Raw genomic sequence first — 21,373 nt, 5'->3', positions numbered from 1 at the left:
ACCCCTCAAGGGGAAACTCAGGGGGATTCAGGCGGTGGGGCCGTTCCGCATCTGTTTGACGAGGTCCAGCACCACGGCCTGAAGGTTGCCGCCGTTTTCCGCCGCGACACGGCGCTGCCGCTGGTACCCGGCACCGCGGCTGATGATCTTTTCGACGTCGGCAAGCTCGTCCGAGCAGCCGAGTTTCGCGGCCACGGGCGCGAGCCGGTTCAGCGTTTCGAGCAGGTGCTCGGTGACCAGCTGCTCGTTGCCCTGGGCGTCGAGGATGATGATCGCATCGAGGCCGTACCGGGCCGCACGCCACTTGTTTTCCTGGAGGTGCCAGGGCGGCATGGTGGGAATGGTGCCGCCGTTGTCCAGGATGGTGGAGAATTCGTCCACCAGGCACTGGGTCAGGGCTGCGATTGCGCCGACTTCCTCCAGCGTGGCCAGGCCGTCGCAGATGCGCATCTCGATGGTGCCCAGGTTGGGGACCGGGCGGATGTCCCAGCGGATCTCCGAGATGGTGTCGATCACTCCGGTGGTGAACATGTCCTGGACATAGGATTCGTAGTCTGCCCACGTGGAGAACTGGAACGGCAGGCCCGCGGTAGGCAGCTGCTGGAACATGAGCGCGCGGTGGGATGCGTAGCCGGTGTCCTCGCCGCCCCAGAAGGGACTCGAGGCGGAGAGCGCCTGGAAATGGGGGAAGTAGTTCAGCAGTCCGTCCAGCACCGGCAGGACCTTGTCGCGGCTGTCCAGGCCCACGTGGACGTGCACGCCGTAGATCACCATCTGGCGCCCCCACCACTGGGTGCGGTCGATGAGCTTGGCATACCGTGCTTTGTCCGTGACCGGCTGCAGCTGCGGAGGGCTGAAAGGATGGCTTCCGGCGCAGAAGAGTTCGACACCCATGGGATCGGTGACTTCCCGCACGGCGGCGAGCGAACTGCTGAGGTCCGCCTTGGCCTGCGCCACCGTCTCGCAGATACCGGTGACGAGCTCCACCGTGTTCAGCAGGAGTTCCTGTTTGATGTGCGGGTGTTCGTCGTCCTCGTTGAGCTCGGGATGGTTGGCGGCCACACCGCGGAGCACCTCATTGGCTACCGAGGCCAGTTCGCCGGTCTGGGCATTGACCAGCGCGAGCTCCCATTCCACACCAAGAGTTGATTGCCTGGATGAAGCGAAATCAATCTTCATGTGGTCCCTTCACTGTTCCGCCGTCCGTTGCAGAAGCAGCCAGAGGGCGGGCAACGGGTGGTTCAAGTCTAGTGCAGGGGTAGCATCGAGATGATGGCTTGGTTTCAAGGACGCAGTGACAGTTTTCACACAAGGACTTTCCACAAAACAGCGACGACGCTGGCGGTGACGGCGGCAATGCTTGCCACCGCCGCCTGTACAGGCGCACCTTCCCCCTCCTCCGGACCGCAGTCCGGAACGCCATCGCCAACGGCACCGGCACCGGCGTCCGGCAGTGCCCTGCGTTCCGCGCCCGCGTCCGGGAGCCCGGCAGCGCCCAGGCCTACAACCCCCGCCCCCGGAGAACGCCAGCTGGGTTGGGGACCGCAGCAGAAGGACGACGACGCTGCCCGCGCCGCCGTCGCAAAAATGAGCATCGAACAGAAAGCCGGGCAGGTGCTGATGCCCTTCTTCACCGGAACCGACTTTGCTGCCCACGCCGCCACCATGGAAAAGCTGCACCTGGGTGGATCAATCGTCATGGGTGACAACGTGCCGCGGTCTGCCGACGGAACCGTGGACACCGCCGCGATGGCCTCGGGGATAAGCCTCCTGCACAAGGCGGCCAAGGCGGACGGACGCACCTGGCCGGCCGTGATCGGCGTGGACCAGGAAGGCGGCGTGGTCGCCCGGCTGCGCGCACCCTTGACCGAGTGGCCAGCCCCCATGAGCTTCGGCGCCGCCGGAAACGTCGGGCTCGCTACGGACGCCGGCAGGGCGCTCGCCGCGGAGCTTGCCGGGCTCGGCTTCACCGCGGACTTCGCGCCGGCCACGGATGTCACGGCCGGCCCGCTGGACCCGACCATCGGGGCCAGGGCCATGTCCGGCAACCCTGATGCTGCGGCCAGCCTCGGCGTCGGTTTTGCCCGGGGAATGCTGGCGGCCGGGCTCCTGCCCTCCGCCAAGCACTTCCCCGGGCACGGCTCCGTGGCCGTCGATTCGCACGAGAACCTGCCGGTGCAGAAGGCAACAGTGGCGGAACTCCGGGCGAAGGACTGGAAACCGTTCCAGGCTGCCATCGACGCAGGCCTGCCCATGATCATGACCGGCCACATCTCCGTGCCCGCCCTGGAGCCGGGCGTGCCCGCGTCCTTGTCCAAAGCGAGCTACGGCGCCCTCCGCGGCATGGGTTTCAAGGGTGTGGCCGTGACGGATGCGCTCAACATGGGCGCGGTGCACAAGCAGTTCCCCGGAGAGTCCGCCGCACCGCTGGCACTGGCCGCCGGGGCGGACCTGCTGCTGATGCCCGGAGACGTCGCAGCCGCCCACGCAGCCGTGGTGGGTGCCGTCGAGACCGGCGCGCTGCCGGCGTCCCGCCTCGACGAGGCAGCCCAGCGGGTGGTGACCATGATGATGTGGCGCGCCCGCACCCCTACGTCCCCGGCTGCCGCGCCCGGAAGCGGCTCCGCCCTTTCCCAGCGGGTGTCCGCAGCAGCAGTCACCGTCCTGGCCGGGCCGTGCCATGGGCCGATGGTGCCCGGCAGCGTCCGGGTGGCCGGCGGCAATGAACAGGACCGCGCGCGTTTCGCCGAGGCCGCCCGCGCGGCCGGCATTTCGCTCGGCGCCGGACCGCTCGTGACGCTGATCGGCTATGAAGGGCCCCCGGCCCAAGGCGACGTCGTGGTGGCGCTCGATGCGCCGTGGCCGCTGGCCGGATCGGCGGCGCCCGCCAAGGTGGCCCTCTACGGCCGCAGCCAGGAAGCCTTCAACGCCCTGGTGGCCGTCCTCGCGGGCAGGGCGCCTGCCCCCGGAAAGCTGCCCGCCGCCGTTGGACCTTTTGCGCCCGGAAGCGGCTGCTAACGCACCGCTCCGTGGCGTAACAGCGCTGTCCGGGCTCCGGGGGCGTTTAATGGACCCGTGCCAATTCTGAATAAAGACATGACCCTGTGCATCTCGCTCTCGGCCCGCCCGAGCAACAACGGGACCCGCTTCCACAACCATCTGTATGAGCAGCTGGGCCTGAACTGGATCTACAAGGCCTTCGCGCCCACGGACCTTGCCCAGGCGATTGCCGGGGTCCGTGGACTTGGCATCCGGGGCTGCGCGGTGTCCATGCCGTACAAGGAAGACGTCATTGCGCTGGTGGACGTGATGGACCCCTCGGCCAAGGCCATCGATTCGGTCAACACCATCGTGAACGACGGCGGCAAGCTCACGGCCTACAACACGGACTACACGGCGATCGAGCAGCTGCTGCAGCGCAACGCCGTCCCGACGAACTACTCGGTGCTGCTCAAGGGCTCCGGCGGCATGGCCAAAGCCACGGCCGCCGCCCTCCGCGATGCAGGCTTCCGCGACGTCACCATCGTTGCCCGCAACGCGGCGTCAGGAAAGCCGCTCGCGGACCTCTACGGCTTCAAGTGGAGCGCCGAACTGCCCGCGGCGGACGCCGGCAGCACTGCGGACATGATCATCAATGTGACACCCGTTGGAATGGCCGGCGGTCCCGACGCCGACTCGCTGTCCTTCCCGCCGGAGGCGGTTGATGCCGCGAAGGTGGTGTTCGACGTCGTCGCGCTGCCGGCCGAGACGCCCCTCGTCAAGGCTGCCCGGGCTGCCGGGAAGACGGTCATCACCGGCGCCGAAGTGGCCACCATCCAGGCCCTGGAGCAGTTTGTGCTGTACACCGGCGTCCGGCCCACGGACGAGCAGGTCCGCGCGGCCGAAGACTTCATGCGCGCCCAGTAGCAGGCCATGCCCAGGCATGCCCGGTAACCGGGCAGCAGGCTACCTGGGCTGCACCGGCTCCACCGAAATGGCCACCCGGTCCTCGCCGATCCTGGTGAGGACCAGGGTGGCTGTCTTTTTGCCCTTTGACCCCTTGCCTCCGGCGAGGAGCTGCTTGCGGAGTTCCTCCGGCGTGACCGACGTGCCCCGTTTCTTGATGTCCAGCACGCCGATGTTGTGCTGCTTCACCCACGCCTTGAGGGCCTTGACGTTGAACGGCATCACCTCCAGGACCTTGTAGGCCCTGGCAAACGGGGTGTCCACGAGCTCCGGTGCGCAGATGTAGGCAATGTGTTCGTCCACGAGGTGGCCGTTCAGCCGCGCCGCGACATCCGCCACGAGCCCGGCCCGGATGACGGCCCCGTCGGGCTCGTACAGGTACCCCTCCACCGGACCCACGGGGGCCACCGGCCCGCCGTCGAACCCTTCCGCGCTGGTGATTTCGGCAGCGCCCTGCGGGCCCAGAAGCAGGGCGGCCCGCCGGATGCCGGGGCGGCTGACCGCATTGAACCACAGTGTCACTTCGGTGACGTCGCCGCCTACCGAGACCCACTGTGCCTCGCAACCGGCAGGGACGGATTCGTGCGGCATGCCGGGCCCCATCTTCACGCCTACCGCGTGCCCGGATTCGGCGAGGGATTCCACGAAGGACAGCGGCGGCGAGAATTCCTCCGGATCCCAGATCCGGCGCGTGCCCGAGGTGGAGGTGGTGCGGCGGGCCGGGTCCAGCCAGACGCCGCCCACGCCGTCGAGCGGGACGGAGGTGGCATCGGAGTGAACCACACTGGCGTGGGGGAAGGGAATCAGGTTCATGGTGGCGCAGGCGGCAGTGGTTTCGTCCATTTCCACTGCCGTGACCCGGATGTCCATGGAGGCCAGCGCCATGGCATCGGCACCCAGCCCGCAGCCGAGATCCGCCACGTGCTCGATTCCCGCGGAGGCGAACCGTTCAGCATGCCGGGCGGCGACATTGAGGCGCGTGGCCTGTTCAAGGCCCGCCTGGGTGAAGATCATCTGCCGGGCGAATTCGCCGAATTTGGCCTCAGCCTTGGTCCGCAGCCTGGACTGGGTGAGGACTGCCGAGACGAGCGCGGGGGAGTGGCCGGCTTTCCGGAGCGACTCATTGAGCCGGAACGCATCGTCCTCCCGGTACGGCCCCAGCGACGCCAGCAGCTCCCAGCCTTCGCTGGTCAGGAGCGGGGCGATCAGGTCCTGCGGTGCGTCAGCCATGTCATCAAGCCTAATCGAGAAGACTCATCGGGCAGCCCGGCACCCCTGTACGGCTAGGGTTGGAGGCATGGAAGACAGCGCAGGGCCGCAGCCACCCGTAGAAGATCAACGCAATGACCACCACCAGCACACGGGCCTTGCCAGGTACGCCCGCCCCGCGCTGATCGCCGGTGCCGCCATCGCCGTCGTCTGCCTGGCGCTCCTGGTGATCATCTTCTTCCTGGACTCCTTCAACGCAACCGTGTACTCCGTGGGCGGCAAGAACATCCAGGACGACACCGACGAGGCGCGGCAAATCCGCGAGTCGTACGCCGCTGTCCGCGCAGGAGGCCTCGTGTTCCTGGTCGCCTCGGTCGCCACGGCGCTCGCCGCCGCCGTCGTGCTGTACCGGAACCGCAACGTTACGAACGACGACGACACGGACGACGGCGACGACGTCGACTTTGAGGACCTGGCGGGTCGCTAGGCGTTCACCGCGGACGAAATTCTGGCACTCGCCTTGACCGAGTGCTAACGACTTACATAGAGTCGTCATTAGCACTCTCCCTAGGAGGGTGCTAATACATGAAGAACTGCCAGCCACGCTGCTGCCGGCACCGCGACGACGGTTTGCATGCATAGGCGCAACAGTTTTCCAGTCCATGAATTTGCTGACGAAAAGGAGAGGTCCGAGTGTCGGTCTCTATTAAGCCTCTTGAGGATCGTATTGTTGTCCGCCCGCTCGAAGCCGAGCAGACCACGGCTTCCGGCCTGGTTATCCCGGACTCCGCACAGGAGAAGCCGCAGGAAGGCGAAGTTGTTGCAGTAGGCCCCGGCCGCTTCGACGACAACGGCAACCGCGTTCCGGTCGACGTCGCCGTCGGCGATGTTGTTATTTACTCCAAGTACGGCGGAACCGAAGTCAAGACCGGCGGCACCGAGTACCTCGTGCTGTCCGCCCGCGACGTTCTGGCGATCGTCGTAAAGTAACTCTTTGACCCCGCGCCGCCGATCCGTCTGATTCATTTCTGACTGGTCAGCGGCGCGGGGTTTCTGTCTCGAAAGGACACAACCATGGCAAAGCAGCTTGCGTTTAACGACGCTGCCCGCCGGTCGCTTGAAGCCGGCATCGATAAGCTCGCCAACACTGTCAAGGTGACGCTTGGCCCGCGCGGCCGCAACGTCGTGCTGGACAAGAAGTGGGGCGCTCCCACCATTACGAACGACGGTGTGACCATCGCCCGCGAAGTCGAACTGGATGACCCGTTCGAAAACCTTGGCGCTCAGCTGGCCAAGGAAGTCGCCACCAAGACCAACGACGTCGCCGGCGACGGCACCACCACCGCCACCGTCCTGGCGCAGGCACTGGTCAAGGAAGGCCTGCGCAACGTTGCAGCCGGCGCCGCTCCGGGCCAGATCAAGCGCGGCATCGAGGTCTCGGTTGAGGCCGTCGCAGCACGCCTGCTCGAGAACGCCCGTCCCGTTGAAGGCACCCAGGTTGCGAACGTCGCAGCCATCTCCGCCCAGAGCGATGAGATCGGCGAGCTCCTGGCCGAGGCTTTCGGCAAGGTCGGCAAGGATGGTGTGATCACCATCGAGGAGTCCTCCACCACGCAGACCGAACTGGTCCTCACCGAGGGCATGCAGTTCGACAAGGGCTACCTGTCCCCGTACTTCGTCACCGACGCGGAACGCCAGGAAGCAGTACTCGAAGACGCCCTCATCCTGATCAACCAGGGCAAGATCTCCTCGGTGCAGGACTTCCTGCCGCTGCTGGAAAAGGCGCTGCAGAGCTCCAAGCCGCTGTTCATCATTGCCGAGGACGTTGAAGGCGAAGCCCTCTCCACCCTGATCGTCAACCGCATCCGCGGCACCCTGAACGTTGTTGCCGTCAAGGCTCCCGGCTTCGGCGACCGCCGCAAGGCCATGCTGCAGGACATCGCGACGCTCACCGGCGCACAGGTTGTTTCCCCGGAACTCGGCCTGAGCCTGGACTCCGTTGGCCTCGAGGTGCTCGGCACTGCCCGCCGCATCACGGTCACCAAGGACAACACCACCATCGTTGACGGCGCCGGATCGGCCGAGGACGTTGCGGCACGCGTTGCCCAGCTGCGGGCCGAGCTGACCCGCACCGACTCGGACTGGGACAAGGAAAAGCTCCAGGAGCGCCTGGCCAAGCTGGCCGGCGGCATCGGCGTGATCAAGGTTGGCGCAGCCACCGAGGTTGAGCTGAAGGAAAAGAAGCACCGCATCGAGGACGCCGTGTCCTCCACCCGCGCTGCCCTCGAAGAAGGCATCGTAGCCGGTGGCGGTTCCGCCCTCATCCACGCCCTGAAGGCACTGGACGAGGATCCGTCGGTCACCGCGCTCGAAGGTGACGCAGCAGCCGCTGTGGGCATCGTGCGCCGCGCCCTGGTCCAGCCTGTGCGCTGGATCGCCCAGAACGCCGGCTTCGACGGCTATGTCGTCGCTGCCAAGGTCGCGGAATCCGCCATCCACCACGGCTTCAACGCCAAGACCGGCGAGTACGAAGACCTCATCGCTGCCGGCGTCATCGACCCCGTCAAGGTGACGCGCGCAGCCCTCCGCAACGCGGCTTCCATCGCAGCGCTGGTTCTCACCACCGAGACCCTCGTTGTCGAAAAGCCGGCCGACGAGGACGAGCACGCAGGCCACAAGCACTAGCTTGCAGGCAGTGCTGTGCTTTACTAGCGCAGCAAAAAGGCCGGTCCGGCCGGGCGGTTCCCAGGAACCGCTCACGCCGGGCCGGCTTTTTCGCGCCCGTTTGAACCCCTTTGCATTCTGTCTTACACCTCTTTTCACCCCGGTCCGGGGCTTGCTGCCGGAGCTTGTGCACCCGGCACCCCCGGCGTACCGTGGCGCTTAGATGGAGCTCGGAAGGGTGCGGGGAGGCATCATGGCAACGTCCGAAGCCGGCCTGGACAGGGGCCGAGCCGCCTTCGAGGAACATCGCTGGACCGACGCCGTCGAGCACTTCCTCGATGCCGACCAGAGCGGGGGGCTCCCCGCGCCGGACCTCGAGCGCCTGGCCACCGTGGAAATCCTGACCGGCAAAACCGACGCCGGAATCGACACCCTCACCCGCGCGCACGAGGAGTACCTCGTCGTCGGCGACGTGGCGGGCGCGGCCCGTTGCGCCGGGTGGATCGGCATACACCTGATGAACGCGGGCCAGCCGGCCCGCAGTACGGGATGGTTCGCCCGCGCCGGACGGCTGGTGGCTGAGCTGAACGAACCCTGCGCAGTGGAGGGGCTGCTGCTGATGCCCACGGCACTGGGCATGCTGTTCGGAAGCAACCCCGAAGGTGCCCGCCGGGTGTTCACGGACGCCCTGGCCATCGGGGAGAAGTTCCAGGACCGGGACCTCATCTCGCTTTCGTTGCTGGGAACGGGCCAGGCCTGCGTGGCGCTCGGTGACATCAGCACCGGCGTCGGGCTCCTTGATGAGGTGATGGTCGCGGTAACCGCCGGGGAGCTCTCGCCAGTCCCCTCCGGGATCATCTACTGCGCCGTCATCGGCACCTGCCACCTGGCCTTCGATCTGCGCCGCGCCCTGGAGTGGACGGCCGCACTGGACCGGTGGTGCGGCGGACGGCCGGACATGGTCCTGTTCAGCGGCCAGTGCCAGAGCCACCGCGCCGACCTGTACCGGCTACACGGGGACTGGGATGACGCCGTCAGCGCCGCCAAGGACGCGCAGCGGCTGTCTGCGGCGGGGGATTACCAGGCCCTCTACGGCGGCTACTACCAGCAGGGCGAAGTGGAACGGCTGAGGGGTGAGTTCGCGGCGGCAGAGGAATGCTACCGGCAGGCGGCGCGCAGCGGCTATGAGCCCCAGCCGGGACTCGCGCTGCTCAAGCTGGCCCGTGGAGAGGTCCCCGCCGCGCAGACCCTCATCCGCAGGGCAGCAGACGCTGCCGACCTGGCCACGCGCCGCCACTTGCTGCCGGCGCTCGTGGAAATAGAACTGGCCGCGGGGGACACAGCCGCTGCGAGTCGGGCCGCCGACGAACTGGCCTCCGTGGCGCAGGACTGCGGGATGCCGATGCTGCAGGCTGCCTCCTGCCAGGCCGGCGGGGCCGTCCTGCTCGCCGAAGGAGAACCCGCCCTGGCGCAGCCGGTCCTGCGACGGGGGTGGACGCTCTGGCGGGAACTGGGCGTTCCGTTCGAAGCTGCGCGCTGCCGCACCCTTGTGGGCCAGGCCTGCCGCGCATCCGGCGACGACGATTCGGCGGTGATGGACTTCGAAGCCGCACACGCGGAATTCCTTGCCCTCGGCGCCGCCCCCGCCGCTGCCTGGGCAGCGTCGCTCCAGGACACTCCGGCGCATGACGCGCAGCCCGGACCCCTCACGCCGCGTGAACTCGAAGTGCTCCGGCTCGTGGCCTCCGGGATGGCCAACCGGGCGATCGCCGGGGAGCTCTACCTGAGTGAAAAGACCGTGGCCCGGCATGTCAGCAACATATTGCTCAAACTTGGGCTGCAGTCCAGGGTGGCCGCCACAAAGTACGCCTACGACCACGGGCTCACAGCGTAAGCCGGAGCTGCATATAACTGCCCAGCCTGCTCGCTGAAACTTACATATTTCTGCCGACGCGGAGCGCAAGGTCGCGGACCTAGTGTCGAACTATGAACCTTCCCGTCCTGGCCGGCACACTCTCGACCGTGCTGTTCGCCCTTGGCCTGCTGCCGATGCTTCTCAAGGCAGTGCGGACCCGTGATTTGGCGTCCTATAGCCTCAGCAGCCTGGTCCTGAGCAATGTGGCCAACGCTGTCCATTCCGTGTACGTCTTCCACCTCCCGGCCGGCCCGATCTGGCTGCTTCACGCGCTCTACGTGCTGGCCTCCGCGCTGATGCTGGTGTGGTGGCTGCGCTACCAGGCTGAACGGTGCGGTCCGGAGCCACGGCGTCCGCGAAGTGACCGGGACGGTTCATTGAATAAACCCATAGCGGTTGAACAGGAGGCACTGCAATGAGCAACAATAACGACGACGGGTCTGCAGTCGAAGTGCTCGACACCCTGGTCATCGGAGGGGGCCAGTCCGGCCTGGCCATCGGCCACTACCTCAAGCGCCAGGACCGGACATTCCTCATCCTGGATGCGAATCCGAGAATCGGTGACGCCTGGCGGCAGCGCTGGGACACCCTGCGGCTGTTCACGCCGGCCAAGTACGACGGCCTTCCCGGCATGCCGTTTCCGGGAGACAGGTTGTCCTTTCCCGGCAAAGACGACCTCGCTGACTACCTTGAAGGCTACGCCGCCACCTTTGACCTTCCGGTGCGTACCGGGATCCGGGTCGAGAGGCTATGGCGGGAACAGGGGCGGTTCGTCGCGGTCTCCGGCGGCCGCCGCTGGGAAGCCGGCAACGTCGTTGTGGCGACCGGCAGCACGCAGGCGCCCAGGCTGCCGGACTTTGCGTCCGGGCTGGATCCGTCCATCGTCCAGCTGCACTCCAGCGAATACCGGAATCCTGGCCAGCTCCGGCAAGGACGCGTCCTCGTCGTGGGGCTAGGCAACTCGGGAGCCGAAATTGCCCTGGAAGTGAGCAGGACGCACCCCACGGTGGTCGCAGGAAAGCCGAGCGGAGAGCTGCCCGTGCGCCACGGCAGGAACGCCGCGCGCTTCGCCCTGCCAGTGGTGCGGTTCCTGGGGGTCCACGTGCTCACCGTCGACAATCCGCTGGGTCGTAAGGCTGCACAGCACAAACTGGCGCATGCCGACCCCCTGATCAGGACGAAACGCAAGGACCTTGCTGCCGCGGGCGTCGACATTGTGCCCCGGGTGACTGGAGTGCAGGATGGGCGGCCTGTTGTGGCGGGCAGCCCCCTCGATGGGGTGTCCAACGTGATCTGGTGCACCGGCTACCGCGAGTCCTTCGACTGGATTGAACCGCAGGTGTTCGACGACGGCGGCCGGCCCCGGCAGCACCGCGGCGTGGCCACGGACCTGCCGGGACTGTTCTTCCTCGGCGAGGAATTCATGTATGCCGCGACATCGGCTACCCTCATCGGTGCATGCCGGGACGCCCGGTATCTGGCGGGAAAGATCCCGGCTGCAACCTCGTTGACCTCGCCGTCGTTGGCCTAGGGGCCTGCCTTCGCGCCGTCGCTGGCCTTGGCTCGGGGCTAGCTCCGGGCGCGCAGCGCCTGGCGCCTCAGCCTCCGGGCCATTCCGTCCGGCAGGCGTTTGGTGATGAGGCGGTAGAAAATGAGCACGGCAAGCGCCGATACCACAATGCCCACAAGGTTGAGCAGCAGCTGCAGGGCGGACCCCGCCGCTTTTTGGTACTCGCCGAGGACGAGCGCCACGGCCACGAACCCTGCGGCGGGAACGGTGGTCACGGAAATGAAGACACCGATCAGGGCGGCGGACCGCCGGCTGATGACGGAGAGCATCCCGGCGGCACCGGCCAGCACGGCAACGATCAGCGAATAAGGCCCGGGGTGGTAGATGAACTCGACGGCGGATCCGGTGTCGAGGGTGTCGGCGGGGAAGAGCCCCAGAGGCACGGACAGCCAGGCCGTCAGCGCCGCCAGGAGCATTGCCACGGGAAAGCCGACCCCCAACGCCAGCGCGGCACTGCGTCCCAGTTTCCATTTGCGCTGGGCTATGGCGACGGCAAGGGCTGCAAGCGGTCCGAATTCGGGTCCAACGGCCATGGCCCCAACGATGGCGATGGTGGAATTCGTGACAATCCCGATCGCGGCCAGCTGCGTCGCAAGGACCAGGAACGCCAAATAGCTCCATGTGAGCCGCGAATCCTCGCCCGTCTGGCGCGTCACCTCGTCCCAGATCATGGCGTCCGCCCCGTCTCCCGGCGCAGCCGCTTCAGCCCGGTCGGCGCGCCGGGAAAGCATGAGCTCCGGCATGGAAATGGCAATAGAGCCAAGTTCCTGGATCTTCAGGACATGCAGCTTTTCCAGCAGCTCTTCTACTGCTTCCCTGGCCACATGGACCACTACGACGTCGCCCGGCGGATGGATGGACGCGCCCTTGTGCACGGCTACTTCCGCCGCGCCAGTCTGCTGGGTGCAGCTTTCCACCACCAGGTCGGAGAGCTCAGGGGGAGTGCAGATACGCACCTGAACGATCACTATGGCCACTCCTCAGCATTTCCGGGTTCCACCATCCCGCTTCGTCACCAGCCTAGTTTCCCGGCCCGCCCCCGAAGGCGCATTCCTCTGGAAACTCCCAGTTTGGAGTGCCTTAATGAAAGGTGGGGGGTTCTCTTCTCCCGCGCCGCCGATTGGCGATGAAAGTTACGAATCGGTAACATGGATGCTTTGGTTGTCCGCTTGAGGGGTTTTTCTATGTCTGTAGCGAGAGCCCTAGCCTCGCCGCGCCGCAGTGGCGCCGGAGCTGGACCGAGCCGAAAGTCAAAGTTCAGGCCCGAAATCCAGGGCCTGCGGTCGCTGGCTGTGCTGATGGTGGTTAGCTATCACGTCTGGTTTGGCCGGGTCTCCGGCGGGGTTGACGTGTTCCTGCTGATCTCTGCTTTTCTGATGACCCTGCAGTTTGTGGGCAAATATGAGCAGGGCAGGCCAATGGCACTTATCAAGCACTGGCTGCACCTGTTCCGGCGCCTCTTGCCGGCGGCGGTCACTGTCATCGCGGCAACTTTGGCAGTGAGCTACCTGGTACTGCCGCGCACGCGCTGGCTGGACATTGTGGACCAAGCCTGGGCGTCCCTGTTCTACTATGAAAATGCTTTGCTCCAGTCTCGTGCAGTGGACTACTACGCGATGGACCATAGCCTGGCCAGCCCATTCCAGCACTTCTGGTCCCTATCCATCCAAGGCCAAATCTTCATTCTCTGGCCACTGATCTTTGCCGGCGCAGCAGTCGTGGCCAAGCGCTACCGTCTGAGGTACCGCATATTGCTCTGCTACATTTTTGCGTGCATCTTCCTGGTGTCGCTGGCGTACTCGATTTTCTTCACCTTGACAAACCAGGCACAAGCCTATTTCGACACTGGCGCGCGGTTGTGGGAATTTGCCCTTGGCACACTGGTCGCTTTGATTCTCCCCGGTCTACGCATTCCCAGGGCCGTGCGCATAGTCCTCGGTTGGGTGGGCATCGTGGCCATGCTGACTTGTGGAATTTTGCTGAATGTCCAAGCTGCATTTCCCGGCGTGGCAGCCCTCTGGCCCACGCTCGCTGCGGCGTGCGTCATCGTAGCGGGACAAACGGCAAGCCGATTTGGTGTTGACCGAATTTTGAGTGCCGGCCTTTTAGTCCGCCTAGGTGACAACTCTTACGCCCTATACCTGTGGCACTGGCCAATCCTGGTCATTGCGCTGGCGGCAACAGGCCGCGACCATGCCGGTCCTGTCTCAGGAAGCATCATTATTGTCCTGTCGATGGGACTGGCGTTCCTGACCACCAAATTCATCGAGAAGCCCTGGCGTGAATGGCAGTGGCCGGAAGTCAACAGGCGTCGTGCACTTCTCGCCGTCTGCGCTTGTCTCGTCACTGTCGCGCTTCCGTTGACGGCAATCCAAATGCAGCAGCACTTTGCTGCCCAGGCGGCACAGGCCGCTGCGCAGAGAAACAATCCCGGCGCGCAGGCCTTGGTCCCCGGGTTTGTTGACCAGAGCGACAGGGATGCGGAGATACTCCCAACACCGGAGCAGTTGCCTTTGGACTGGGCCACGCTGTCCGGCCCCTGCACCGGTGACCTGGAACCGGAGGACGATACGGTCAGGGACACATGCAGCCAGAGTGGGGAACCCGGAAAATCGGCAAAGTCGGTGTTGGTCCTAGGTGATTCCCACGCCCAGCAATGGCTTGCAGCTATAGGAGAGATCGGCCAACAAAAGGGTTGGACCGTCTATGCGATGCTCAAGGGCGGGTGCCAGGTTCAGCCGTCAACACCGGAACTGGAACAGACGAACCCCGAGTGCGGGAGGTACAACGACGCGGTTCGGGAACAGATTGCCAAGAACCCGCCAGACGCCATCATGGTCGTCGGCACCGCAGCGGCGCCGTCGTCCCCGGCCGAAATCCTCACCCCTGGACTTGAAGAAAGCGCCAGATCATGGACGGATCGGGGAATCGATGTTGTTGCTATCCGCGACAATCCCCGTTTCGACTTCAATATCGCCGACTGCATTGTGAGCAAGGGTAAGGACAGTCCAGATTGCAGGCGCGGGCAGGCCGACCTGTTGGCAGCGGAGAGCCCCTTTGCTGCTTTGGAAGGGAGGATTCGCGGCCTAGCCTTTGTTGACATGACGGATCTGATCTGTGACGGAACCTACTGCCCAGGCGTTGTCGGAAATACATTCGTCTATTTGGACAACAATCACCTCACCCGTACGTACGTCGCCAGCATGTCATCCACTTTTGGAGAAAGGCTGATGGCGGCAACGGGCTGGAAGGACTAATGGGGACGGAAACCACGAGCAAAACGAACAGCACGAACAAGGCAGCCGGGAAGGGGTACCGCCCAGAAGTCCAGGGGCTCCGGGCACTCGCCGTCCTGATGGTGGTCACGTACCACGTCTGGCTGGGCCGGGTGTCCGGCGGTGTGGACATCTTCCTGCTGATCTCCGCATTCCTGCTCACCCTCTCGTTCGTGCGTAAAGTGGAAAGCGGCAGCCCTCTCAAACTGGTCAGCCACTGGCTGCACCTGTTCAAACGGCTGCTGCCGGCCGCCGTCGTCGTTATCCTCGGTGTCCTGGCGGGCACTTGGGCCATCCTTCCCCAAAGCCGCTGGCCGGACGTCCTGGAGCAGGCGTGGGCCTCCCTGCTCTACAGGCAGAACTGGCTGCTCGCGGACTCGGCGGTTGACTACTATGCCCAGGACCACTCGGGCGCGAGCCCGCTCCAGCATTTCTGGTCACTCTCCATTCAGGGGCAGGTCTTTATCCTGTGGCCCCTGGTGTTTGCCGGAGCAGCCGCACTGCACCGCGTCCTGCGCCGGCCGGCGGTCAGCTACCGCCTGCTGCTGGCCCTTGCCTTCGGCGTAATCTTCGCTGCGTCGCTGGCCTATTCCATTGACCAGACCGCCACGAACCAGGCCTATGCCTACTTCGACACCCGGACCCGGCTGTGGGAGTTCGCGCTGGGCTCCCTCCTCGCCCTGGCCCTGCCTTACCTGAAGCCGGGAAAGCTGCTTCGCGTCGTCCTGGGGTGGGCCGGAGTGGCGGCCATGGTGTCCTGCGGCCTCCTGCTGACCGTGGACCGGTCCTTCCCGGGGTTTGTGGCGCTGTGGCCCACGCTGGCGGCCGCGGCAATCATCGTGGCCGGCCAGAGCGGCAGCCGCTTCGGTGCGGACCGACTCCTGACCTGGAAACCCCTCGTGAAGCTGGGCGACAACTCCTACGCGCTGTACCTCTGGCACTGGCCGCTGCTGGTCCTCGCCCTCGCCGGCACCGGGGTTGTCTCGCCCAACCTCGTCCAAGGCCTGGCCATTGTGGCGGCTTCCGTGGTGATGGCCGTCCTCACCACGCGATTTGCGGAAAAGCCCCTGCGCGAATGGCACTGGCCCCAGCGGCGGATCTGGCGGAACGCCGTCGTGATCGTGGCGTGCGGAGCGCTGCTCGCCGGGCCGGTCTCCCTCTGGCAGACCAAGCTGACAGCAGAGGAAGCCGCGGCCGCCGCGCAGCCAAGGGAACTGACTCCCGGTGCGGCCGCCCTGGCCCCCGAAAATATGGGCAAACCGACGCCCGAAGCGAAGATCATCCCGGCGCCGGCAGCCATGAAGAACGAGTGGGCGGATATTGACGGCCTCTGCACGGACGGGAATGTGCCTAGCGATCCGCTGCTCTCCGGCTGCCTGCAGAACAGCAAGCCCGAGGTTGTCACCAAGCGGATCGTGGTGCTTGGCGATTCGCACGCGCAGCAATACATGGCGGCGCTGGGCCCGATCGCCAAGGAACACGGCTGGGAAGTGGTCACGCTGCTCAAGGGCAACTGCCGATTCGGTGCTGAATCCCCAGAGCGCGACGCCGAGTGCAATGCGTTCAACAAGGCCAGCGCGGAATATGTGCTCGAGCACAAGCCGGACGCGGTGTTCACCGTTGCGTCACTGACGCACGTAGAGGCGCCGTTCGAAACTGAAGTTCCCGGCTACCTCGAGGGCATCAAACCTTTCACTGACGCCGGAATGGACGTGGTGGGGGTCCGGGACAACCCGCGGTTTGGGTCCAACATGCCGGAGTGCGTGCAGAAGAGGGGCGCCGCCGCGGAGGAGTGCAATCCGCCCCTCAGTGAATCGCTCGCGGACTCGTCGCCCCTGGACGCCTACCGCGGCAAGGTGGCCGGGCTCCATCTGATGGACCTGAGCGACTTCATCTGCGCGGACGGAATCTGTCCGGCGGTGGTGGGCAATGTATACGTCTACAAGGATGACAACCACCTCACCAAGACATACGTGCAGAGCATGATTCCCATGTTCGAGCAGCGGTTGCTGGCCGCCACCGGCTGGACCTGACGCCAGAGGTCCGGGGCGCGCTGAGAGCCGGGCGTGCGGTTCCTCACATTACCGCCGCGGAATATGGGGATCGCCGCCGAGGTTCTAGAATTTATTCAATACTTCCGCACGAACGCACCACCATCTGCACAGGCCAGTCCCGTAATGACGGGCTGGTCATCAGCTGCAACCCCTACCCGTGAACCCCAGAAATAAGGTACGAGGCGCACTCATGACCCAGCCCGAACACAACCCGTTCGGCTTTATCGGACTGACCTACGACGACGTCCTGCTCCTTCCCGGGCACACCGACGTCATCCCGTCGGAAGCGGACACCTCGTCCCGCATCTCCAAGCGCATCTCCGTCCAGACCCCGCTGCTTTCCGCGGCCATGGACACCGTCACCGAGTCGCGAATGGCGATCGCCATGGCCCGCCAGGGTGGCTTGGGCGTGGTTCACCGCAACCTGTCCATCCAGGACCAGGCCGACCAGGTTGACCGTGTGAAGCGCAGCGAATCCGGGATGATCACCAACCCGCTGACCATCGGACCGGAAGCGACACTCGCCGAACTGGACGAGATCTGCTCGCAGTACCGCGTCTCCGGCCTGCCGGTGGTGGACGAGGGCATGCGGCTCCTGGGCATCGTGACCAACCGCGACACCCGCTTTGTGCCGGAAGCCGATTTCCCCATCCGCCTCGTCAGCGACGTCATGACCAAGATGCCCCTGGTCACCGGGCACGTCGGCATCAGCCGCGAGGAAGCCTCGCACAAGCTCGCCACCAACAAGATCGAAAAGCTTCCGCTGGTTGACGATCAGGGCCGGCTTAAGGGCCTGATCACCACCAAGGACTTCACCAAGGCCGAGCAGTACCCGCTGGCCACCAAGGACGATGAAGGCCGGCTCCGCGTGGGCGCCGCCATCGGCTTCTTCGGCGACGGCTGGGAACGCGCCATGAGCCTCATCGACGCCGGCGTGGACGCACTGTTCGTGGACACTGCCAACGGACACTCCCAGGGTGTGCTGGACATGATCCGCCGCCTGAAGTCCGATCCCGTTGCCGCCCACGTGGACATCATCGGCGGCCAGGCCGCCACCCGTGAAGGCGCCCAGGCGCTGATCGACGCCGGTGCAGACGGCATTAAGGTAGGCGTGGGTCCGGGATCCATCTGCACCACGCGTGTTGTGGCCGGCGTGGGCGTTCCCCAGATCACCGCCATTTACGAGTCCGCGAAGGCCGCTATCCCGGCCGGCGTTCCGCTGATTGCCGACGGCGGCCTCCAGTACTCGGGCGACATCGGCAAGGCGCTGGTTGCCGGCGCCGACACCGTGATGCTCGGCTCCCTGCTGGCCGGTTGCGACGAATCGCCGGGTGAGCTCATTTTCGTGAACGGCAAGCAGTTCAAGAGCTACCGCGGCATGGGGTCCCTCGGGGCCATGCAGACTCGTGGCAAGAACACGTCCTACTCCAAGGACCGTTACTTCCAGGCCGACGTCTCCGGCGACGACAAGCTGATCCCGGAAGGCATCGAAGGCCGCGTGGCTTACCGGGGCCCGCTGGCATCCGTTGCCTACCAACTGGTGGGCGGCCTCCGCCAGACCATGTTCTACACCGGCGCTCCTACGGTTGCCGAGCTGAAGGCACGCGGCAAGTTCGTCCGCATCACCCCGGCCGGCCTCAAGGAATCGCACCCGCACGACATCCAGATGACGGTGGAAGCGCCCAACTACGGTTCGCGCTAATCCCGGGCGCACCGGTGGTTGAGCTCGTAGAAACCGGATTTCGACAAGCTCAATCACCGGGCGGGACAGCTCAATCAGCCCACCGCACTAGGCTGGAGCCATGTCCGAACCACGCCACCCCGCCGAACTAAACCCGAAAAGGGAACCCCAGCGGCGGCTGGCCCTCAGGCCCTATGCGCGGGCCGTGGCTCAAGTGCTGCGGGTCAGCTTCCGGGCCTCTCCTGCCGCCGTCGTGATGAAGGTGGTGGGCTCGCTCATCTCGGCACTCCTGCCCCTGGTCACCACCTACTTTGCGGCGCTGACCACCACCGCCCTGGCAGCCGCGTACGCCGGCGATGCCGCCGCCGGCCAGCAGGCGATTGTCTATGTCATCATCACCGCCGCACTGGGCCTGTTCTGGGGTGCCTTCAGCAGCGTGGACCGGTACATCCAGCAGCTCATGAGCTTCAGGGTGGGTGCCATCGTGGGGGACCTTATGTACGAGCGGTTCCTGGCACTCGAGTTCTGGCGGTACGACGACAAGGAAACGGTGGACCTGTACGACCGCGCCAAGCGGTTTTCCGATTCCTATGCCCGGGTCCTTGACCGGATCGCCGCGATCTTCACGCAGCTGGTCTCCGTGATCCTGGCCGTCGGGGCACTCCTGCTGGTCAGCTGGTGGATCGCCGTGATTGTCCTGGTGGCCATCGTCCCGAGCGTCTACCTGCAGTTCAAACTCTCCCGTGAACAGATTGCCCACTGGAACACGCAGGTGGACTCCCGGCGGCAACGCCGGATGATTGAAACAAACCTCCTGCGTCCGCAGCACATTGCCGAGATGCGCCTGTACGGAATCGTCGGGTACCTCATGGGGCTTCGCTCCCTGCTCCGGGACGCCGATGAGAAACGGCGGCTAGACTTCCAGAAGCGCTATATCCCCAAGCAGTTGGCGGCGGACGCCCTGCAGTACGGCGCCGAGGTTGTTTCGCTGATCTGGGTGGTGGGCCAGATCATCGCCCGCGCCCAGCCGGTGGGGCAGTTCCTTTACGTCCAGCAGATTGTCAGCAGGGCGCTGTCCACGGCCAACAACCTCGTATCCTCGTTGAGCTCCATCGACGAGGACCTGGCGAACCTCAAAGACTACGAACTCTTCATGGCAATGCCTGTGCACACGGACCACGCCCCGCCGCTGCTGCAGGCTCCGAAAACCGTGGAGCTACGGGATATCCGGTTCACCTACACAGGCAGCGACATCGAAGTGATACGCGGCATCAGCATGACCATCCGCGAGGGCCAGCACATCGCCATCGTGGGGGAGAACGGTGCCGGGAAGTCAACACTGATCCGGATTCTGGCGGGACTGTACCACCCCGATTCCGGCCAGGTATTGCTCGACGGCGTCGACCTCGCCGCCGTCGACGTCAAGTCCTGGCACCGCCATCTCGCGGTCCTCAGCCAGGAATTCCTCAAGTATGAGTTCGCCACGGCAGCAGAGAACATTCTCTTTGGCGACATAGATTCGCCGCGGGACGAAGACCGGATCCGGCGGGCGGCGTCCGACGCCGAGGCGCTTGAATTCATCAACAAACTGCCGAACGGCCTGGACAACCACGTCAGCAACTGGATGGAGGACCCGCGGGGCCGCAAGGGAAGCGGTTTGAGCGGCGGCCAGTGGCAGCGGCTGGCGATGGCCCGGAACTTTTACCGGAACGCTTCCTTCATGGTGATGGACGAGCCGACGTCGGCGATTGACGCCCTCGCCGAGCACCGGATCTTCACCCGGCTCTTCGCCGACCGGAGCAGCACCATCATCGCCATCAGCCATCGGCTCGCGACGATCGAAAAGGCTGACATCGTGTACATGCTGGAGGACGGCCGGATCGTGGAACAGGGTACGCACCGCGAGCTCGTGGCCCTCCGGGGCCGGTATTTCCGGATGTTCGAATCCCAGCTCACCGTGGACGAAGCCGAGGGCATCTGACCGGTGCGCCGGGCGGCCTCAGCGGCGTTCCAGCCACCGGGCGTACAGTTCGGCACTGTTCGTCATGAGCCGGCCGGTATATGCCAGCCCCGCGGCCACGCCCAGCGGCAGCATCATGAGCATGCCCAGGATGGGTATCGTCTCCGGCCAGCCGCCCTTGGGAGTGAACAGCACAAGGGCAGCAATGCCCAATGCGCTGGCGATCAGGAAGGTCCGTATCATGCCGGGCGTGATCCGGATTCCCTGCTCCACCCGGGGGATGTCCGAAGCAGGCTTTGGAGGCTTGCGCGTAAACCGCGGCCACACTGTGAAGACCCAACCCAAGGACGCGAAGACTGCACCGAGGATTGCCATAAAGAGTCCCGGTTCCGCGCTTTGCCCAAGGACCAGTGCGAGTCCCGCGTGCACTGCTCCCGAGATCGCAAGCACTGCGGGATACCACCAGGCGGAGAAAACCCAGGACCGGCTCTGGGCTAAGCCGAAGGCCGTCGCACGGGGATCCGTGGCCATGCCCGTCATGCCGGCACCGACAGGAGCGCGCGGACTGCCGCCCCGGGCTGTTCCCCGGCCGCAAGATCCCGCACCGTCAGCTGGCCGCTGTCGTCGAGCGGCGGTGCGGCCAGCTGGAGGACACCGTTTTCGAGAACCTTAATGTTTGCGATGGCAGGCTCCGCCGCGCCGTCATTCATTGGCAGGCACACGTACTCACTCAGGGGACGCAGGAAGAGTGCCACCCGGCCAACCGGGGAGTCTGCTATGTAAGCCGGCGCCACCGCGTCCGGCCCAACCCTGGTGATGTCGAACCACAGCGTTGCGGAGCTGAAGACCCGGGCGAGGTGGCGGGCGGGGCCGTGAAGGCTGATCTTCTCACCATCAACCGAGGCGGTATCCCTGACGTTCAGGGTGCCGACACCGGCCCGGACCAGGTCGTGGTCCGTGCCGACACCGGCCCGGACCAGGTCGTGGTCGTCGGGAAGGTCCGCCAGCCCCAGCGCCCGGCGGGTGAATCGCGTGCCGGGTCCCGGCTCGAAGGCGAGTTGACCGTGCCCGAAGCTGTTCGATGTCAGCACCATAAAGGC

At 65.4% G+C, this 21,373-nt stretch carries 18 protein-coding genes; 12 read left to right on the top strand and 6 right to left on the bottom strand.

The window, feature by feature from the left end:
• Nucleotides 1–27: 27 nt before the first annotated feature.
• Complete coding sequence (locus ACSQ1X_RS14700; RefSeq protein ID WP_436058190.1) at nt 28–1,179, bottom strand: glutamate--cysteine ligase; 1,152 nt, start codon at nt 1,177–1,179, stop codon at nt 28–30.
• A gap of 125 nt (nt 1,180–1,304) precedes the next feature.
• On the bottom strand, nt 1,305–1,595 hold the full coding sequence (locus ACSQ1X_RS14695; protein WP_436058189.1) for a hypothetical protein: 291 nt from the start codon (nt 1,593–1,595) through the stop codon (nt 1,305–1,307).
• Here ACSQ1X_RS14695 and ACSQ1X_RS14690 point away from each other — a divergent pair.
• On the top strand, nt 1,588–3,018 hold the full coding sequence (locus tag ACSQ1X_RS14690) for a glycoside hydrolase family 3 N-terminal domain-containing protein (protein WP_436058188.1): 1,431 nt from the start codon (nt 1,588–1,590) through the stop codon (nt 3,016–3,018). The genes ACSQ1X_RS14695 and ACSQ1X_RS14690 overlap by 8 nt on opposite strands.
• A gap of 57 nt (nt 3,019–3,075) precedes the next feature.
• Nucleotides 3,076–3,906 (top strand): shikimate 5-dehydrogenase, encoded by an 831-nt coding sequence (locus ACSQ1X_RS14685; RefSeq protein WP_436058187.1) that lies wholly within the window; start codon nt 3,076–3,078, stop codon nt 3,904–3,906.
• A 39-nt stretch (nt 3,907–3,945) separates the two neighbouring features.
• Here the strand turns inward: ACSQ1X_RS14685 and ACSQ1X_RS14680 are convergent, their stop codons facing one another.
• Nucleotides 3,946–5,175, bottom strand: a complete 1,230-nt coding sequence (locus ACSQ1X_RS14680; RefSeq protein WP_436058186.1) for a THUMP-like domain-containing protein — start codon at nt 5,173–5,175, stop codon at nt 3,946–3,948.
• A gap of 67 nt (nt 5,176–5,242) precedes the next feature.
• Between ACSQ1X_RS14680 and ACSQ1X_RS14675 the strand changes: the two genes are divergently transcribed.
• The 6 genes from ACSQ1X_RS14675 (at nt 5,243) to ACSQ1X_RS14650 (ending at nt 11,264) form a co-directional block, all read left to right on the top strand.
• On the top strand, nt 5,243–5,641 hold the full coding sequence (locus ACSQ1X_RS14675; protein ID WP_436058185.1) for a hypothetical protein: 399 nt from the start codon (nt 5,243–5,245) through the stop codon (nt 5,639–5,641).
• A 206-nt stretch (nt 5,642–5,847) separates the two neighbouring features.
• Nucleotides 5,848–6,144, top strand: coding sequence for a co-chaperone GroES (gene groES / locus ACSQ1X_RS14670; RefSeq protein WP_028275747.1), 297 nt, complete (start codon nt 5,848–5,850; stop codon nt 6,142–6,144).
• A gap of 84 nt (nt 6,145–6,228) precedes the next feature.
• Nucleotides 6,229–7,839 (top strand): chaperonin GroEL, encoded by a 1,611-nt coding sequence (gene groL, locus ACSQ1X_RS14665; protein WP_028269509.1) that lies wholly within the window; start codon nt 6,229–6,231, stop codon nt 7,837–7,839.
• Nucleotides 7,840–8,071: 232 nt separating this feature from the next.
• A complete protein-coding gene (locus ACSQ1X_RS14660; RefSeq protein ID WP_436058184.1) occupies nt 8,072–9,712 on the top strand; it encodes a LuxR C-terminal-related transcriptional regulator in 1,641 nt (546 codons plus the stop codon).
• Nucleotides 9,713–9,804: 92 nt separating this feature from the next.
• Nucleotides 9,805–10,152: a hypothetical protein gene (locus ACSQ1X_RS14655; protein WP_436058183.1), complete on the top strand. Its 348-nt coding sequence runs from the start codon at nt 9,805–9,807 to the stop codon at nt 10,150–10,152.
• A complete protein-coding gene (locus ACSQ1X_RS14650; RefSeq protein WP_436058182.1) occupies nt 10,149–11,264 on the top strand; it encodes a flavin-containing monooxygenase in 1,116 nt (371 codons plus the stop codon). Before ACSQ1X_RS14655 ends, ACSQ1X_RS14650 begins: the two co-directional genes overlap by 4 nt.
• A gap of 38 nt (nt 11,265–11,302) precedes the next feature.
• Here the strand turns inward: ACSQ1X_RS14650 and ACSQ1X_RS14645 are convergent, their stop codons facing one another.
• Nucleotides 11,303–12,271, bottom strand: coding sequence for a DUF389 domain-containing protein (locus tag ACSQ1X_RS14645; RefSeq protein WP_436058181.1), 969 nt, complete (start codon nt 12,269–12,271; stop codon nt 11,303–11,305).
• Between the two features lie 216 nt (nt 12,272–12,487).
• Here ACSQ1X_RS14645 and ACSQ1X_RS14640 point away from each other — a divergent pair, with 216 nt between their 5' ends.
• From ACSQ1X_RS14640 to ACSQ1X_RS14625, 4 genes are all read left to right on the top strand, one after another.
• A complete protein-coding gene (locus tag ACSQ1X_RS14640; protein WP_436059344.1) occupies nt 12,488–14,560 on the top strand; it encodes an acyltransferase family protein in 2,073 nt (690 codons plus the stop codon).
• Nucleotides 14,560–16,611 (top strand): acyltransferase family protein, encoded by a 2,052-nt coding sequence (locus ACSQ1X_RS14635; RefSeq protein WP_436058180.1) that lies wholly within the window; start codon nt 14,560–14,562, stop codon nt 16,609–16,611. Before ACSQ1X_RS14640 ends, ACSQ1X_RS14635 begins: the two co-directional genes overlap by 1 nt.
• Before the next feature lie 211 nt (nt 16,612–16,822).
• Nucleotides 16,823–18,334, top strand: coding sequence for an IMP dehydrogenase (gene guaB, locus ACSQ1X_RS14630; protein ID WP_436058179.1), 1,512 nt, complete (start codon nt 16,823–16,825; stop codon nt 18,332–18,334).
• A 100-nt stretch (nt 18,335–18,434) separates the two neighbouring features.
• Complete coding sequence (locus ACSQ1X_RS14625; protein ID WP_028269501.1) at nt 18,435–20,294, top strand: ABC transporter ATP-binding protein; 1,860 nt, start codon at nt 18,435–18,437, stop codon at nt 20,292–20,294.
• A gap of 18 nt (nt 20,295–20,312) precedes the next feature.
• On the opposite strand, the gene ACSQ1X_RS14620 is transcribed toward ACSQ1X_RS14625, so the two are convergent.
• Complete coding sequence (locus ACSQ1X_RS14620; RefSeq protein WP_436058178.1) at nt 20,313–20,804, bottom strand: hypothetical protein; 492 nt, start codon at nt 20,802–20,804, stop codon at nt 20,313–20,315.
• A gap of 5 nt (nt 20,805–20,809) precedes the next feature.
• Nucleotides 20,810–21,367, bottom strand: a complete 558-nt coding sequence (locus ACSQ1X_RS14615; protein WP_436058177.1) for a hypothetical protein — start codon at nt 21,365–21,367, stop codon at nt 20,810–20,812.
• Nucleotides 21,368–21,373: the final 6 nt, after the last annotated feature.

The sequence above is a fragment of the Arthrobacter sp. LjRoot78 genome, assembly GCF_964254335.1.
Classification (GTDB): domain Bacteria; phylum Actinomycetota; class Actinomycetes; order Actinomycetales; family Micrococcaceae; genus Arthrobacter.
This window is presented reverse-complemented; position numbering and strand designations above follow the sequence as displayed.